Source organism: Caldimonas hydrothermalis (genome assembly GCF_056746695.1).
On record NZ_JBWQXA010000008.1, the window covers coordinates 100,736 to 116,165 of the forward strand.

Consider the following 15,430-nt stretch of genomic DNA (forward strand, 5'->3'; position numbering starts at 1 on the left):
GGTGCGGCAGAATTTCACGCATCCTGCCGCTCATTTGGGGGGGAAGATCTGGCTGGCCTCAGCGACACACGAAGCTGTCGGCGTTGTCCAAACTGCCCGAGCCGCCGTAGCGGGCCACGAGGGGGTAAGGACACAGCGGTCGGCTGCGATCGGGGGCCCACTCGCCGGGCACTTCGGCATTCACACCCCCGGGGTTGCCAGCACCGCGGGCGCGAGCCTCGATGCGATCCGGTGCGATGCCTTGTTCGACCCACTGCACCAAAGGCGTGATCACGTCGAATTGATCGGTGGCGGGGCCGCCGCTGCAATGGCCCATGCCGGGCACGCGGAAAACGCGTGCGAAGTTGGAAGCATCGCCGCCATGGTTGGCGCTGAGCGATTCATACCAGCGGATGGTGTCGTCGACCGAAAAAATGGCGTCGGCCACCCCGTGGTAGACGAGCATCTTGGCACCCCGGTCACGCAGCGTGGACAGTTGGCTGGGGTTGGGCGGCGTCATGAAACTCATGGCCGATTCGGTGTAGCTCAGCGAGGTGCTGTGGATGTACTCGTACAGCGTGTCCACGGGTGTGTTCAAGGAAAACGCCGGGCCGTTGAAACCCACCGGATTTTCCGGCGGCGCCTTGAACACGATGCCCACGGCGCCTGAGTCGAGGGCCAGCGGCGCGGTGAACTCCCAAAAGCCCACACCGCTGCCGCTCAGACCGGGGTCGTAAGGAAAGCTCGCGTAAAAACGTGTGCCGCCGCTGGTGGTGGCGCCTGCGAACACTGAGGTGATGACTGCCTTTTGCTCGGCGCTCAGACAGCTGCCGTCGCGTGCACCGGTGCAGGTGGGCACATCGCGCGACAGATCGAAAGCCGCTTGACAGGCCGTGGTGTCTTGCACGAGACCATCGACGGCACCATCGAGCGCGTCACAGCGATCCAAGACGGCCTGAGCCACGAGCTGCCGCTCCACCGGTGTGAAGGCCGTGGACAGATTGGTGGGATCGGTGGCCACGGTGGCGTAACGCTGGGCCCCCCAGATGTTGGCCACGGCCGCCAAGGGCAGATTGAAGCCTGGCGCACCGACGAGATAACCGTCATAGTCTTGCGCGTAACGGGCGGCAGCCACCATCGCGTGGCGCCCGCCGTTGGAGCACCCGCCGATGTACGAACGATCAGGGGCCTTGCCATAGACGCGCCGGATGGCCTCTTTGGCCATCGGGGTGAGCTTGCCCACGGCTTGATAGCCGTAGTCCAGGCGCGCTTGCGGATCACGCCCGAACGAGGGGTTTTGCGAGGCGCTGTGCCCTGCATCCGAGCTGAGCACGGCAAATCCTTGATGCAAGGCGTGGGTGAGTGGTCCGCCGCCGAAGCTGCCGGTGGCCGTCACGACATTGCCATCCAGGCCGCCATTGGCTTGGTAGAAAAAGCGCCCGTTCCACGCGCGCGGCAAACGCATTTCGAAGCCGATGGCATAGCGGGCGCCATCGATGGGGCCGGTGCGCTCGAACATGTGGCCCGTGACCAGGCAGTGCTCGGCCACGGGCTGTCCTCCGACGCTCAAGCTTCCCGCTGCGACGAGTGCAGCCGACGTGATGCGGGTGTTGGGCAGGCTGGCCAGCGTGTCGGACAAGGTCTCGCAGGCGCCCGCATAGGTGGCCGGCACGGCCGGGCTCAGCCGGGGTATCTGCGGCTGCGCAGAAGAGCCGCCACCGCAGGCGGTGAAGCTCAGGGCCCACAAGGCCAGGCCGCAGGCCATCGCGGTCCGTTGGATGGGCGAGTCAGGCATGAGTTTGTCTCCTTCTTGGATGTCGAATGCAAGTCGTTCATGACGAGCGAGCTCGCCCTGAACATTAGTTAAGTTAATTAATAACCAGGGCGATCGAGAGGGGTGCTTACCCTAAGTGCCCATAAGAATCGTTCAGCTACTGCATCATGTGGGCAGAGGTCTGGCGAGCCGGCACAATCCGGGACATGCCCTCCAAGCGGTTTCATCGCGCAGACACCACACCGGCCGGCCGTCTCGAAGAGGCCCGGCTGCATGACGTACTGGGTTACCAGATGGCGCAAGCAGCCATCGTCACCGACGCCGTTTTCAAGGCCCAGGTGGGGCAACCTTTCGGATTGCGCCCGGTGGAGTACACCGTGCTGACGCTGATCGTCGAGAACCCCGGCGGCTCGCTGGCCCGTCTGGCGCGGGCGCTGGCGGTGACGGCGCCCAACATCACGATGTGGATCGATCGCTTGGAGTCCCGAGGGTTGGTGCGGCGCACACCCAGCGCCAACGACCGGCGTTCACTGCTGCTGTATGCCACGCCGCAAGGGCAGGCTTTGGCACGCGCGGCCACGCAGCGCATCCTCGATGCCGAGCGTCAGGCCATGGCTGCGCATTTGACGGCGGGCGAGCATGCCATCTTGCTGGAGTTGCTCCACAAGGTGGCTTGCGCGCGCGCCGCCGTCTCCGGCGATGGTGCGGCCTCGTCGGACGTCTGAGCGCACTCGACGGGTCTTGGCCGCCTGGCTTGCTCGTCACGCGAGGCCCAACAGCCGCTTTGCATTGTCCTTCAAGATCAGTGGCTTGACCTCGTCGCGAAAGCCTGCTGCCTCGAAGTCTTTCATCCAGCGGTCGGGCGTGATCAGCGGGTAGTCGCTGCCGAAGAGCACGCGGTCCTTCAGCAGGGTGTTGGCGTACTGCACCAGTTGGGCCGGGAAGTACTTGGGGCTCCAGCCTGACAGGTCGATCCACACATTGGGCTTGTGCATGGCCACACTCAGCGCCTCATCCTGCCAGGGCCAGGACGGGTGGGCGATGACGATCTGCATGTCGGGGAAGTGGATCGCCACGTCGTCCAGGTGCATGGGGTTGGAGTACTCCAGCCGCAGCCCGCCGCCGCAGCGCATGCCCGAGCCGATGCCCGAATGGCCGCTGTGGAAGATGGCCGGCAGCTTGTGCTCGGCAATCACTTCGTACAGCGGCCAGGCCATGCGGTCGTAGGGGTGGAAGCCCTGTACCGTGGGGTGGAACTTGAAGCCCTTGACGCCGTGCTCCTCGATCAGCTTGCGGGCCTCGCGCGCCCCCATCTTGCCCTTGTGCGGGTCCACGGAGGCGAAGGCGATCATGATGTCGCTGTTCTTCTGGGCGGCTTCGGCGATCTCTTCGTTCGGGATGCGCCGCCGGCCCAGCTGGGCCTCGGCGTCGACCATGAACATCACCAGCCCGATGTTGCGCTCGCGGTAGTAGGCGATGCTCTCGTCGATGGTGGGGCGCCGGCTCGAGCGGAAGTACTTGTCCGCGGCCCGGTCGTACTCTTCGCCATAGCTGTCATAGGGGTTCCAGCAGGACACCTCGGCATGGGTGTGGACGTCGATCGCGATGAGGTTTTCGGTCTTCACGGGCGGGCTCCGGATGGCGGCTCAATTACTTCAATAAAGTAACAAAAATGGTGAGCCTTGGGATCGTACGCCTGCGAGGCAGGATCGGCCGGTGTAACCCCGCACATCCCCCGGAAATGCCAGGGAAATCCCTGATATCTGAGATCTGTGGCGGGGCGTCTGGGATCTGGTTCGCGGGTAAACCCTTGATCTAGGATTTGGCAAATTGCTTATTCTTGTTAATCAATTGATCGACATCATGCCCATGCCTTCCGAGACCGCCTCCAACGCCGTGCTGGCCGCCCTTGATCTGCTCAAGATCGAGCACGACGGCCCGGTGACCCATGTGCGCCTGAACCGCCCGGCCAAGCGCAACGCGCTGAGCGACACCCTGGTGGCCCAGCTCCACACCTGCTTCATCCACTTACCCGAGAACACGCGTGCCGTGGTGCTCAGCGGCGAGGGCGAGCACTTCTGCGCCGGGCTCGACCTGTCCGAGCTGGCCGAGCGCAGCGTGGCCGAGGGCATCGAGCATTCACGCACCTGGCATGCGGCTTTCGAGCAGGTCCAGTTCGGCCGCGTGCCGGTGGTGGCCGTGCTGCACGGTGCGGTGGTGGGCGGCGGCCTGGAGCTGGCGGCGGCCACCCACATCCGCGTGGCCGAGGACTCCACGTTCTACGGTCTGCCCGAAGGACAGCGCGGCCTCTTCGTCGGCGGCGGCGGCTCGGCGCGCGTGCCGCGACTGATCGGTGTTTCGCGCATGACCGACATGATGCTCACCGGGCGTGTGCTCGACGCCGACGAGGGGCAGGCCGCCGGCCTGTCGCACTACCGCGTGGGCGACGGCCAGGGCGTGGCCAAGGCGATCGAACTGGCACGCAGGATCGCCAGCAATGCGCCGTTGTCGAACTTTGCGGTGATGCAGGCCCTGCCGCGCATCGCCGAGATGTCGCAGGCCCAGGGCTTGTTCGTCGAGTCGCTCACCGCGGCCATTGCCCAGGGCGACCCGGCCGCCAAGGACCGCATGCGCGCCTTCCTGGAAGGCAAGGCGGGCAAGGTGGGCAAGTCATGACGCGCTACCGTGCCACGCCGGTCGGGGCTTGCCTGTCGGCCACCGTGGAACGCCGTCCGGATGGCAGCGTCGTGCTGCGCTCCACCAAGGCCTTGCAGCCCTACCCGGCGCGTCTGACCGACCGCCTGGAGCACTGGGCCCGCGTGGCGCCCGACCGCACGCTGGTCGCCCAGCGCGAGCGGCGGCCCGACGGCACGCGCGGCCCCTGGCGTCACCTGAGCTACGACCGGATGCTTGCGCGCGCCCAGGCCGTGGGCCAGGCGCTCGTGCTGCGCGGGCTGTCGCCGCAGCGCCCGGTGGCCATCCTGTCCGACAACGACCTGGAGCATCTCACGCTGGCGCTGGGGGCGATGTGGGCCGGCATCCCCTACACACCGGTCTCGCCAGCGTACTCGCTGGTGTCGCAGGACTTCGGCAAGCTGCGCCACATCCTGGACACCGTCACGCCAGGCCTGGTGTTCGCGTCCGACGCGCGCTTTGGCCGCGCCATCGAGGCGGTGGTCGGGCCGGACGTGGAGGTGGTCCTCACCGAGGGCCAGCTTCCCGGCCGGCGCGTCACGCCCTTTGCCGCGCTGCTCGACACGGCGCCCGGCGCCGAGGTGGAGGCCGCTCACGCCAAGGTCGGGCCCGACACCATCGTCAAGTTCCTCTTCACCTCGGGGTCCACCAAGGCGCCCAAGGGGGTGATCAACACCCAGCGCATGCTCTGCGCCAACCAGCAGATGAAGCGCCAGGCCTTCCCCTTTCTGGCCGACGAGCCGCCGGTCTTCGTGGACTGGCTGCCCTGGAACCACACCTTTGGGGGCAACCACAACACGGGGCTTGCGATCTACAACGGTGGCACGCTCTACATCGACGAGGGCAAGCCCACGGCAGCCGGCATCGCCGAGACGCTGCGCAACCTGCGCGAGATCTCGCCCACGATGTACTTCAACGTGCCCAAGGGTTTCGAGGAGATCGCCGCGGCGATGGAAGACGACGCGGTGCTGCGCGAGTCGCTGTTCCGCAAGGTCAAGGCCTTCATGTTCGCCGGCGCGGGCTTGAGCCAGGCCGTGTGGGACCAGCTCGACCGCCTGGCCGAGCGCACCGTGGGCGAACGCATCCCGATCTTCACCGGCCTGGGCATGACCGAGACCGCACCTTCATGCACCTTTGCGCTCAGGGCGGGCGAAGTGCGCTCGGGCCACATCGGCCTGCCTTGCCCGGGCGTGGAGGTAAAGCTCGTGCCCGACGGCGATGCCCGGTATGGCAAGACCGAGATCCGCTTCCGTGGCCCCAACGTGATGCCGGGTTACTGGCGTCAACCGGAGCTCAGCGCCGAGGCCTTCGACGAGGAGGGCTACTACCGCACCGGCGACGCCGTGAAGTGGGTGGACCCGGCCGATCCGCAGAAGGGCCTGCTCTTCGACGGCCGTATCGCCGAGGATTTCAAGCTCTCCACCGGCACCTTCGTCAGCGTGGGCCCACTGCGCGCGAAGATCATCGCGCTGGGGGCGCCCTGCGTGCAGGACGCCGTGATCACGGGCCTGAACCGCGACGAGATCGGCATGCTGGTCTTCCCCCGCGTGGACGAATGCCGCAAATTGGCTGGATTGGGCACCCACGTGCCAGTGGCCGAGGTGCTGCATCACCCGGTGGTGCGCGAATTCTTCCAGGCGCTGGTCGATCGCCTGTGGCGCGAGGGCACCGGCAGCGCCAACCGGGTGGCGCGTGCCCATGTGCTCGTCGAGCCCCCCTCGATCGACCAGGGCGAGATCACCGACAAGGGCTCGATCAACCAACGCGCGGTGCTGCGTTGCCGCGAAGCGCTGGTCGAGGCGCTGTACCGGGGGCAGGCCGGCGACCCCGATGTGATCCTTCCCCGCAAAGACTGGCAGGACCGACGATGAAGATCTCCGGATTGGCAGCGCTCGTGACGGGCGCCGGCTCGGGCCTGGGCGCCGAAACCGCCCGCGAACTGGCCCGGCGTGGCGCCAAGGTGGCCGTGCTGGACATCAACGAGGCGGCGGCGAAGGCCGTGGCGGCCGAGATCGGCGGCCTGGCGCTGCGTTGTGACATCACCGACAGCGCGAGCGTGAACGCCGCGCTCGATGCCGCCCGCGAAGCCCACGGCCCTGCGCGCATGCTGATGAACGTGGCGGGCATTGGCGGTGCGCGGCGCCTGGTGGGCAAGGACGGAACGCCCATGCCCCTCGAAGACTTCCAGCGCATCGTGAACGTCAACCTGGTGGGCACCTTCAACGTGATCCGCCTCGTGGCCGCGCAGATGCTCAAGCTCGAAGCGCTGGACGACGGAGAACGCGGCGTGATCGTCAACACGGCGTCGGTGGCGGCCTACGATGGCCAGGTGGGTCAGGAGGCCTATGCCGCGTCCAAGGGCGGCATCGTCTCGCTCACGCTGCCGCTGGCGCGTGACCTCGCCCAGTTCGGCGTGCGCGTGTGCACGATCGCGCCGGGGCTCTTCCTCACGCCGCTGCTGCACGAGTTGCCCCAGGAGGTGCAGCAGTCGTTGGCCGCCTCCATTCCCTTCCCGAAGCGCTTGGGCAAGCCCGAGGAGTTTGCCCAGCTTGCCGCGCACATCGTCACCAACGCCTCGCTCAACGGCGAGGTCATCCGCCTGGACGGCGCCTTGCGCCTGCCACCGCGCTGAAGCGGCCGTCCGATTCCTGATCGACCCCCCAAACAGAGGAGACAAGCATGATCGATCGCAGACAGTTCCTGGCCTACGGCGGTGCCGCCGCGGCCACGGGTCTCGGGTTCGCCCCGGGCCCGAGCCTGGCCCAGACCCTGGACACCGCGCGCGTGCTGTGCGGCTTTCCGGCCGGCGGCACCACCGACGCGGTCTCGCGCCGCGTGGCCGACAAATTGCGCGGCAGCTATGCGCGCGTGGCCCTGGTCGAGAACAAGCCCGGGGCGGGCGGCCGGCTGGCGGTCGAAGAACTCAAGCGCAGTCCCAACGACGGAGCCCATCTGCTGCTCACACCGGCAGCGATGATCACGCTGTACCCGCACATCTACCGCTCGCTCAGCTACACACCCGACGACGTGACCCCGGTGTGCACGGCCGGCACCATTGTCTTCGGTTTCGGCGTGGGGCCGGCCGTGCCCGAGTCGGTGAAGGACATCAAGGGCTACCTGGAGTGGGCCAAGGCCAACCCCGCGGGCGCCAACTATGGGTCGCCCGGCGCAGGCTCGCCGCCGCACTTCCTGGGGGCCCTGCTGTCCAAGGAAAGTGGCGTGCCGCTCAACCACGTTCCCTACCGCGGCTCGGCCCCCGGCATCCAGGACCTGCTGGGTGGCCAGGTGGCGGCCTTCTCGTCGCCGGTGGGCGACTACCTGCCCCATCTGGCCAGCGGCCGCCTGCGCCTGCTCGCCACCTCGGGGGCCACGCGCTCGCGATTTGCGCCCCAGGTGCCCACTTACACCGAGCAGGGCTTCAAGGCGCTGGAGATGAACGAGTGGTACGGCTTCTTCCTGCCCGGCAAAGCCTCGGCGGAAGTGACGCAGCGTGCCGCCCAAGCCATCAAGGCCGCGGTGAGTGCGCCCGACGTGATCGAGGCCTTCGCCCAACTGGGCGTGGAGGCGGGCGCGAACACGCCGGCCGAACTGGCCGCAGCCGTCAAACGCGAGAATGCTGCGTGGGGCCCCATCGTGAACCGCGTGGGCTTCAAGCCGGAGGCTTGAGGGCTCACGACCCCCCCTGCGCACTTCGCGTCGTTCAGCCCCCCCTCGAGGGGGCGGCACCCGCGGACCGGCCGAGCCGGATCCGCGGTGTCTGCTGGCAAGAAGTGCCCCAGCATGTTTTGCGTCCTGTTCCCGATGTGGTCTTATATTCCGCCGCTGCGTGAGCTGCAGTTTGTCCTGGAAGACCTGCTGGACGCCCCTGCGCGATGGGCGAGCCTGCCGCCCTATGCCGATGCCGACGCCGCCACCGTGCGGCAGGTGCTGGAAGAGGCCGGCCGCTTTGCAGCCGGCGTGCTGGCGCCGCTGAATGCCATCGGCGACCGCGAGGGCTGCACCTGGCACGGCGGCGAGGTGCGCACACCGCCTGGCTTCCGCCAGGCCTACCGGGCCTATGTCCAGGCCGGTTGGCCGGCGCTGGCGTGCAGCCCCGAGTGGGGCGGGCAGGGGCTGCCTCTTGGTCTGCATCTGGCGCTCAACGAGATGTTGCACAGCGCCAACCATGCCTGGGCCATGTACCCGGGCTTGGCTCATGGGGCCTACGAGTGTCTGCGCTCGCACGGCACGCCCGAGCTGCAACAGCGCTACCTGCCGCGCATCGTCAGCGGCGAGTGGCTGGCCACGATGTGCCTGACCGAAGCCCAGGCCGGCTCGGACCTGGGCCTGGTGCGCACACGGGCCGAACCCGTCGGGGTGGCGGCCGATGCCATCGAATCCGGCGGCGAAGTGAAGGTGAGCGGCAGCAAGATCTTCATCTCCGGCGGCGAACACGACCTCACCGACAACATCGTGCACCTCGTGCTGGTGCGCCTGCCCGATGCCCCACCGGGCAGCCGGGGCTTGTCGCTGGCGCTGGTGCCGAAGATCCTGCCCGGCGGACAGCGCAATGCCGTGCATTGCGACGGCATCGAGCACAAGATGGGCATCCGCGGCAGCGCCACCTGCGTGCTGCGCTTCGACGGCGCCACGGGCTGGCTGGTGGGTGAGCCCCATCGCGGGCTGGCCGCGATGTTCGTGATGATGAACGCCGCCCGCCTGCTGGTGGGCGTTCAGGGTCTGGGCCACCTGGAGATGGCGCGCCAGAATGCCTGGCGCTATGCGCAGCAGCGGCATCAGTCGCGTGCGCCTGGCCGCCGCGACGGCCTCACCAGCGCGATTGCCGAACATCCCGCGGTGCAGCGCACGTTGTGGCGGCTGGAGGCCCTGGCTCAAGGCCAGCGCCTGCTGGCCCTGGCCACGGCGGTGTGGCTGGACGAGGCCGAGCACCACGTCGAGCCGGCGCTGCGCGGACGGGCCCGGCGGCTGGTGGAGCTCCTCACCCCGGTGGTCAAGGCCTTTCTCACCGACACGGCCCACCATGCCGTCAATGCAGCGCTGCAGGTCTGGGGAGGTCACGGCTACCTGCGCGACCACGGCATCGAGCAGGCGGTGCGCGACAGCCGCATCACGATGATCTACGAGGGCAGCAACGAGATCCAGGCGATCGACCTGCTGCAGCGCAAGCTCTTCGAGGATGGCTGCCACCGCTTCGCCGAGGTCATGGGCGTGATCGACCGGGAGATCGAGGCCGCCCGCGCCGAACCGGTGCGGGCCGACGGTCCCGAGCTGCAGCCTCTGGCGGCCGTGTTGCAGGCACAGGTGGATGCCTTGCGCGAGGCCACGGCCCGTCTCTACGTGGGCCGGCAGGACGACCCGACCTGGGCCTACCGCGTGGCCGACGATTACCTGCAGGCCTTCGGCTGGGTCCTGATGGGCTGGGCCTGGTTGCGCACGGCGCGCTGTACCGCCCCCCGCCGCGCCGATGCCGGCTACGCCACCCGGTTCGATGCGGCACGCTACGGCCTGGAGTGGTTGCTGCCCGAAGCGGGTTGGCGGCTGCAGCAGGTGGGGCGACGCCAGGCCAGGCTGCCGGTGTCCCAGCCCGGGTGAAGACCATGGTCTTGGACGGGCGCGACGCCCAGTACACTGGCGCGGCCATGACCAGCCCGCCCGCCAGCGACCCCATCCACCACGGCCTCGATGCGACCTGCCTGCGCCATGTGCTGGGCTACCAGCTCGCCCAGGCCGAGGTGCCCACGCGCAAGATCTTCTTCAAGCACATCGGCGAGCCGCTGCAGCTGCGCCCGGTGGAGTTCACCATCCTGATGCTGGTGCTGCACAACACCGACGTCACGCAAAAGCAGCTCGCCCAGGCGCTGGCCGTGTCGGCGCCCAACACCACCATCTTGCTCGACCGGCTGGAGGAACGCGAGCTGATCACCCGCGTGCGCAGCGAGGCCGACCGCCGCGCCCAGCACGTGCGCCTCACCCGCAAGGGCCAGGTCCTGGCGAAGAAGGCCTACGAGGTGTCGCTCACGATGGAGCAGGACCTGCTGCGCCATCTCAGCCAGGCCGAGCGCGCGATCCTGATCGAGCTGCTGCAGAAAGTGGCGCGGCATCGAAGAGTCTGAGCGCCTCGCATGTTGGGCAGTACTAGGGGAGTCATGTCTTCGCTGCCACGGGCGTGAGGGCAGCCTCGGGCGGAGTCGCTGGTGCGATCGTGGGGATGGCCGGCGGCGGAGCGGCTTTCCAGCCTCCTGCATCCCCCCTGTCGATCAACTGGGGCGAGGCCGCAGGCCGTGCGCCAGGCCATCGGGCAGCCGCTGCGCAAGGGGGTGGGGTGGTGAGGGGGCGGGCAACGCAGGCTTGCGCCGTGACCTGAGCGCGATTCGGTACGACAGTCGGGTCTTCCAGGGCGGTGAGGGAGTGGACGGGCGACCACCGGGGTGATTCACCACCGCCGCTGTCGTCGCTGCGCCTGCTCACGCACCGCCGCGCGTACCGCCTGCAGGGCTGGCGAAGGCTGTGCCTCGCTGCGCATCAGCCAGCCCACCGGCTCCTCGGTGCCGGCCAGGGTCAGCGGCAGGCGCACCAGCACGCCGCGCTCGAGGTCGGCCTCGGCCGCGCCCAGCGGCGTGAACCACAGCGCATCGCTGCTGGCGGCCAGCTCGCGGCCCAGTGACACCGACAGGGTCTCGAACACCATGCCCTGCGGCACCACCCCCTGGCTTTGCAGCCAACTGTCCGCGTTGTGGCGGATCATCGTGTCGGCCAGCGGCAGGATCCAATCGTGGACCGCCAGGTGTGCGGGGGTCGGTCGGCGCTTGTGCCGTAGCGGGTGGTCGGGCCTGACCGCAACGATCAGCGGCTCGGCGTAGAGGTGCTCGAAGGTCAGGCCCTGCAGCCGCTCGGGTTCCGACAGTCGGCCCACCACGGCGTCGAGCGCACCCTGTTGCAGCCGGGCCAGCAATTCGTGGTTCGCCCCGGTCTCGATGCGCACCGTGGTGCCGCCGGGCAGGTCCGGCGAGCGCAGGCCGGCAGCCACGATGGCATTCACCACGGTGGGCAGTGCGCCCAGGCGCAGCACGGTGGGGGCCTGGCCGGGGGCCACGCTCTCCAGCGCCTGGTCCAGCGCGGCCATCACCTGGCTGGCATGTCGCAGGAAGCCCTGGCCGGCGGGCGTGAGCCGCGCACCGCGCCGGCCGCGTTCGAACAGGCGCAGGCCCAGCAGGTCTTCCAGGTCGGCCAGGGTCTTGGTCACTGCGGGCTGGCTGATGGCCAGCGCCTGCGCCGCCCGTCCCAGATGCCCCAGCCGCGCCACGGCCAGGAAGCAGTGCAAGTGACGCAGTTGCAGGCGGTGGGCTCGGGGCAGGTTCATTCGATAACTCCTTCGAATGAATTATCGAACGAGACTTCAATTTACATAACCATTGGTGATGCTTAGAGTTTTGACGTCTGTCACCCCTGACAGCCCCACGAGGAGACTCCCCCGATGAGCGAGACCGTGACGCTGCGCCCCCGAGACTGGGACAGCCACCCCCCCTATCTCCACCCCGATTACAAGTCCACCGTACTGCGCGGCCCCACGAAGCCGCTGCTGCCGATGAAGGACCAGTTGCGCCAGCTGCGCGCGCCGGTGTACGGCCACGACGCCATCGGCGCGCTGGACCACGACCTCACGCGCAATGCCGCGAAGAACGGTGCGCCGCTGGGCGAGCGCATCGTGGTCACCGGCCGCGTGCTCGACGAGCGCGGCCGACCGGTGCGCAACACCCTGATCGAGATCTGGCAGGCCAATGCCGCCGGTCGTTACGTGCACAAGGTCGACCAGCACGACGCACCGCTTGACCCCAACTTCCTGGGCGCCGGGCGCACGCTCACCGACAGTGAGGGCCGCTACAAGTTCTACACCATCAAGCCCGGGGCCTATCCCTGGGGCAATCATCCGAATGCCTGGCGGCCCAACCACATCCATTTCTCGCTCTTTGGCGAGTACTTCGCCAGCCGCCTGGTCACGCAGATGTACTTCCCCGGCGACCCGCTGCTCGCGTTCGACCCCATCTTCCAGGGCACGCCCGAGCGTGCGCGCGACCGACTGATCTCGAAGTTTTCGCTCGACGTGACCGAACCCGACTTTGCGCTGGGCTATGTCTTTGACATCGTCTTGCGCGGCCCGAACGAAACGCCGATGGAGACACCGCGATGAGCTCTGTGCTTGGACAGACCCCTTCCCAGACCGTCGGCCCCTATTTCGCCTATGGCCTGACGCCGCGCCAGTACTTCTATGACCATGGCAGCGCCTACTCCCCGGTGCTGGCCCAGCCGCAGGCCGAGGGCGAGCACATCACGGTGACCGGCCGCGTGCTCGACGGAGCGGGTCAGCCCATCAACGACGCGATGATCGAGATCGCCCAGCTCGACGCCCGGGGGCGCGAGGTCACCAGCGCCGAACAGGCCAAGGCCTGGGGCTTTACCGGCTTCGGCCGTTGCGGCACCGGCACCGATGCACAACAGCGCTTTGCCTTCACCACCGTGAAGCCCGGCGCGGTGGCCGGCGAGGCTCCGCACATCGACGTCATCGTCTTCATGAGGGGCCTGCTCAGCCATGCCTTCACGCGCCTGTACTTCGAAGACGAAGCCGCGGCCAACGCCAAGGACGCCGTGCTGCAGGCCGTGCCGGCGCAACGCCGCGCCACGCTGATCGCGCGCCGCGAGGTGCAGCCCGGCGGCGTGGTCTATCACTTCGACATCCACATGCAGGGCGACCAGGAGACGGTGTTCTTCGACCTGTGAGCCCGGCCCGGTGTCCGCAGGTTCTCGCCCGTGGGAGGAAGGGGCTGAGGCTGGCTAGACTTGGCCCATGTCTGCCGTGCCCCGCTTTCTCAAGGGGCTGAGGCTGTCGGCGACCTTGCTGTGCATGGCAGGGGTCGTGGCTCAGGCTCAGCCCATCGACCGCCCCGATCCGGCTTCGATGGCCGCCCGCGTGCAGGCCTGCGTGGCTTGCCATGGTGCCCAGGGGCGCGCCACGCGCGAGGGCTACTTCCCGCGTATTGCGGGCAAGCCCGCGCTGTACCAGTACCACCAGTTGCTGCACTTCCGCGACGGGCGCCGTCAGTACGGCGCGATGAGTCACCTGCTGCAGCACCTGAGCGATGACTACCTGCGCGAGATCGCCGGCCACTTCGCGGCGCTGGATCTGCCGTACCCTCCCACGCCTCCGATCGCGTTGACGCCATTGCAGCGATCGCGCGGCGAGCAGCTTGTGCGCGTGGGCGACCCAGCGCGTGGCATTCCGGCCTGCGCAAGCTGCCACGGGCAGACCTTGGTGGGCATCGCGCCCGCATTGCCCGGTCTGCTGGGCCTGCCGCGCGACTACCTCAACGCCCAGCTCGGTGCCTGGCGCGTGGGCACGCGCCGCGCCTTCGAGCCCGACTGCATGGCCCGCATCGCCAAGGCCCTGGACGAGCAGGACATCAGTGCCGTCTCGGGCTGGCTGGCCAACCAGCCCCTGCCCACGCCCGCCCGGCCCGAGCCCACGCTGACCCGGCCGCTGCCGATCGACTGTGGCGGGGTGCCGGCCCCCCAGGAGGCGCGTCGATGAAGCGCCTGCTGATCTCCCTGGGCAGCCTGCTCGTCCTGATGCTGCTGCTGGCGGCCGGGGTCATCGTCCTGAACCTGCGCGGCGAAGATCCGATTCGCCAGACCGAGCCGCCGGCCGTGCTCGACGCCGCCCAGGTGGAGCGGGGCCGCTACCTTGCCCTGGCCGGCAACTGCGCAAGCTGCCACACCGAGCGCGGTGGTGCTCCCTATGCGGGGGGGCATGGCATTCCCACGCCGTTTGGCACCGTCTTCGCCGGCAACCTCACGCCCGACGAGGCCACGGGCCTCGGGCGCTGGAGCGCCGATCATTTCTGGCGCGCGATGCGCAATGGCCGCTCGCGTGATGGCCGCCTGCTCTACCCGGCCTTCCCGTATGCGCACTACACGTTGCTCACGCGCGAAGACAGCGATGCCCTCTATGCCTGGCTGCGCAGCCTGCCGCCGGTCGCGCAGGCCAACAAGCCGCACGAGCTGCGCTTTCCGGTCAACACCCAGGCGGCGCTGGCCGTGTGGCGCGCGCTCTTCTTCACCCCGCAGCGCTTCGAGCCCGATGCCTCGCGCGATGCGGCCTGGAACCGCGGCGCCTACCTCGTGCGTGGCCTGGGCCATTGCGCAGCCTGCCATGCCGAGCGCAACGTGCTGGGGGCGACCACTGGCCGCTTCGAGCTGGGGGGCGGGCTGATGCCGGTGCAGAACTGGTACGCGCCCTCGCTGGCCCGTGCCGACGAGGCCAGCGTGGCCGACTGGCCGGTCGAGGACATCGTGGCCTTGCTGCGCGACGGTGTCTCGCCGCGCGGTTCGGTGCTCGGGCCGATGGCCGAGGTGGTCTTCCGCAGCACCCAGCACCTGAGCGAGCCCGACTTGCAGGCCATCGCGGTGTACCTGCGCAGTCTGCCGCAGCAGACCCCGCCGCCGGCGCCACCGGCCTCCGAGGAGGGCGAGGAGCCCCCGCCTGCGCCGCCCTCGCGCGCCATCGGTCAGCGCCTGTACGAGCAGCACTGCGTGCAGTGCCATGGTGAACAGGGCGAAGGGGTGCCCGGGGCCTACCCGCCGCTGGCGGGCAACCGCACGGTCACGATGGCCTCGCCTGCCAATCTCGTGCGCATCCTGCGCCATGGCGGCTACCCACCTGCCACCGCCGGCAACCCCCGCCCCCATGGCATGCCGCCTTTTGGCCACGTGTTCAACGACCAGGAGGTGGCCGCCGTGGCCACTTACCTGCGCAGTGCCTGGGGCCACCAGGCCGCGCCAGTCAGTGCGCTGGACGTGTTTCGCTACCGGTGAAGCACAGACCTGCCTGGATGCATGGGCGGCACCTTGTCTGATGCCCGGGGCTGCCGCGCATCGGCACGGTCCTGCTCGGCGCGCCGGGCTGGCAGGGGGCGTTCAGGCAAAGATCAG

At 68.6% G+C, this 15,430-nt stretch carries 14 protein-coding genes; 11 read left to right on the forward strand and 3 right to left on the reverse strand.

Annotation, left to right across the window (positions count from 1 at the left end; translation table 11 throughout):
• Positions 1-58: 58 nt before the first annotated feature.
• Complete coding sequence (locus AC1ECW_RS11490) at positions 59-1,774, reverse strand: tannase/feruloyl esterase family alpha/beta hydrolase (protein ID WP_409703012.1); 1,716 nt, start codon at positions 1,772-1,774, stop codon at positions 59-61.
• Between the two features lie 185 nt (positions 1,775-1,959).
• On the opposite strand from AC1ECW_RS11490, the gene AC1ECW_RS11495 reads away from it, so the two are divergent.
• The gene (locus AC1ECW_RS11495; RefSeq protein WP_409703010.1) at positions 1,960-2,478 is read left to right on the forward strand and encodes a MarR family winged helix-turn-helix transcriptional regulator; all 519 of its coding nucleotides are present in this window, start codon (positions 1,960-1,962) and stop codon (positions 2,476-2,478) included.
• A 36-nt stretch (positions 2,479-2,514) separates the two neighbouring features.
• Here the strand turns inward: AC1ECW_RS11495 and AC1ECW_RS11500 are convergent, their stop codons facing one another.
• Positions 2,515-3,378: an amidohydrolase family protein gene (locus AC1ECW_RS11500; RefSeq protein ID WP_409703008.1), complete on the reverse strand. Its 864-nt coding sequence runs from the start codon at positions 3,376-3,378 to the stop codon at positions 2,515-2,517.
• Positions 3,379-3,616: 238 nt separating this feature from the next.
• Between AC1ECW_RS11500 and AC1ECW_RS11505 the strand changes: the two genes are divergently transcribed.
• The 6 genes from AC1ECW_RS11505 (at position 3,617) to AC1ECW_RS11530 (ending at position 10,560) form a co-directional block, all read left to right on the forward strand.
• Positions 3,617-4,429 (forward strand): crotonase/enoyl-CoA hydratase family protein, encoded by an 813-nt coding sequence (locus tag AC1ECW_RS11505; protein WP_481201873.1) that lies wholly within the window; start codon positions 3,617-3,619, stop codon positions 4,427-4,429.
• Positions 4,426-6,318: a feruloyl-CoA synthase gene (locus tag AC1ECW_RS11510; RefSeq protein ID WP_481201874.1), complete on the forward strand. Its 1,893-nt coding sequence runs from the start codon at positions 4,426-4,428 to the stop codon at positions 6,316-6,318. The genes AC1ECW_RS11505 and AC1ECW_RS11510 overlap by 4 nt, the downstream gene beginning before the upstream one ends.
• Positions 6,315-7,079, forward strand: coding sequence for an SDR family NAD(P)-dependent oxidoreductase (locus AC1ECW_RS11515; RefSeq protein ID WP_481201875.1), 765 nt, complete (start codon positions 6,315-6,317; stop codon positions 7,077-7,079). The genes AC1ECW_RS11510 and AC1ECW_RS11515 overlap by 4 nt, the downstream gene beginning before the upstream one ends.
• Positions 7,080-7,126: 47 nt before the next feature.
• The gene (locus AC1ECW_RS11520; protein WP_481201876.1) at positions 7,127-8,113 is read left to right on the forward strand and encodes a Bug family tripartite tricarboxylate transporter substrate binding protein; all 987 of its coding nucleotides are present in this window, start codon (positions 7,127-7,129) and stop codon (positions 8,111-8,113) included.
• A gap of 114 nt (positions 8,114-8,227) precedes the next feature.
• Positions 8,228-10,039, forward strand: a complete 1,812-nt coding sequence (locus tag AC1ECW_RS11525) for an acyl-CoA dehydrogenase (RefSeq protein ID WP_481201877.1) — start codon at positions 8,228-8,230, stop codon at positions 10,037-10,039.
• A gap of 5 nt (positions 10,040-10,044) precedes the next feature.
• A complete protein-coding gene (locus tag AC1ECW_RS11530) occupies positions 10,045-10,560 on the forward strand; it encodes a MarR family winged helix-turn-helix transcriptional regulator (protein ID WP_409703056.1) in 516 nt (171 codons plus the stop codon).
• A gap of 320 nt (positions 10,561-10,880) precedes the next feature.
• Here AC1ECW_RS11530 and AC1ECW_RS11535 read toward each other — a convergent pair whose 3' ends face one another.
• Positions 10,881-11,807, reverse strand: coding sequence for a LysR substrate-binding domain-containing protein (locus AC1ECW_RS11535; RefSeq protein WP_409702996.1), 927 nt, complete (start codon positions 11,805-11,807; stop codon positions 10,881-10,883).
• Positions 11,808-11,921: 114 nt separating this feature from the next.
• Here AC1ECW_RS11535 and pcaH point away from each other — a divergent pair, with 114 nt between their 5' ends.
• From pcaH to AC1ECW_RS11555, 4 genes are all read left to right on the forward strand, one after another.
• On the forward strand, positions 11,922-12,635 hold the full coding sequence (gene pcaH / locus AC1ECW_RS11540; protein WP_409702994.1) for a protocatechuate 3,4-dioxygenase subunit beta: 714 nt from the start codon (positions 11,922-11,924) through the stop codon (positions 12,633-12,635).
• The gene (gene pcaG / locus AC1ECW_RS11545) at positions 12,632-13,222 is read left to right on the forward strand and encodes a protocatechuate 3,4-dioxygenase subunit alpha (RefSeq protein WP_409702992.1); all 591 of its coding nucleotides are present in this window, start codon (positions 12,632-12,634) and stop codon (positions 13,220-13,222) included. The genes pcaH and pcaG overlap by 4 nt, the downstream gene beginning before the upstream one ends.
• 67 nt (positions 13,223-13,289) lie before the next feature.
• Entirely contained in the window at positions 13,290-14,030 is a 741-nt protein-coding gene (locus AC1ECW_RS11550) for a c-type cytochrome (RefSeq protein ID WP_409702990.1), read from the forward strand.
• Positions 14,027-15,313, forward strand: coding sequence for a c-type cytochrome (locus AC1ECW_RS11555; protein ID WP_481201878.1), 1,287 nt, complete (start codon positions 14,027-14,029; stop codon positions 15,311-15,313). Before AC1ECW_RS11550 ends, AC1ECW_RS11555 begins: the two co-directional genes overlap by 4 nt.
• Positions 15,314-15,430 lie beyond the last annotated feature (117 nt).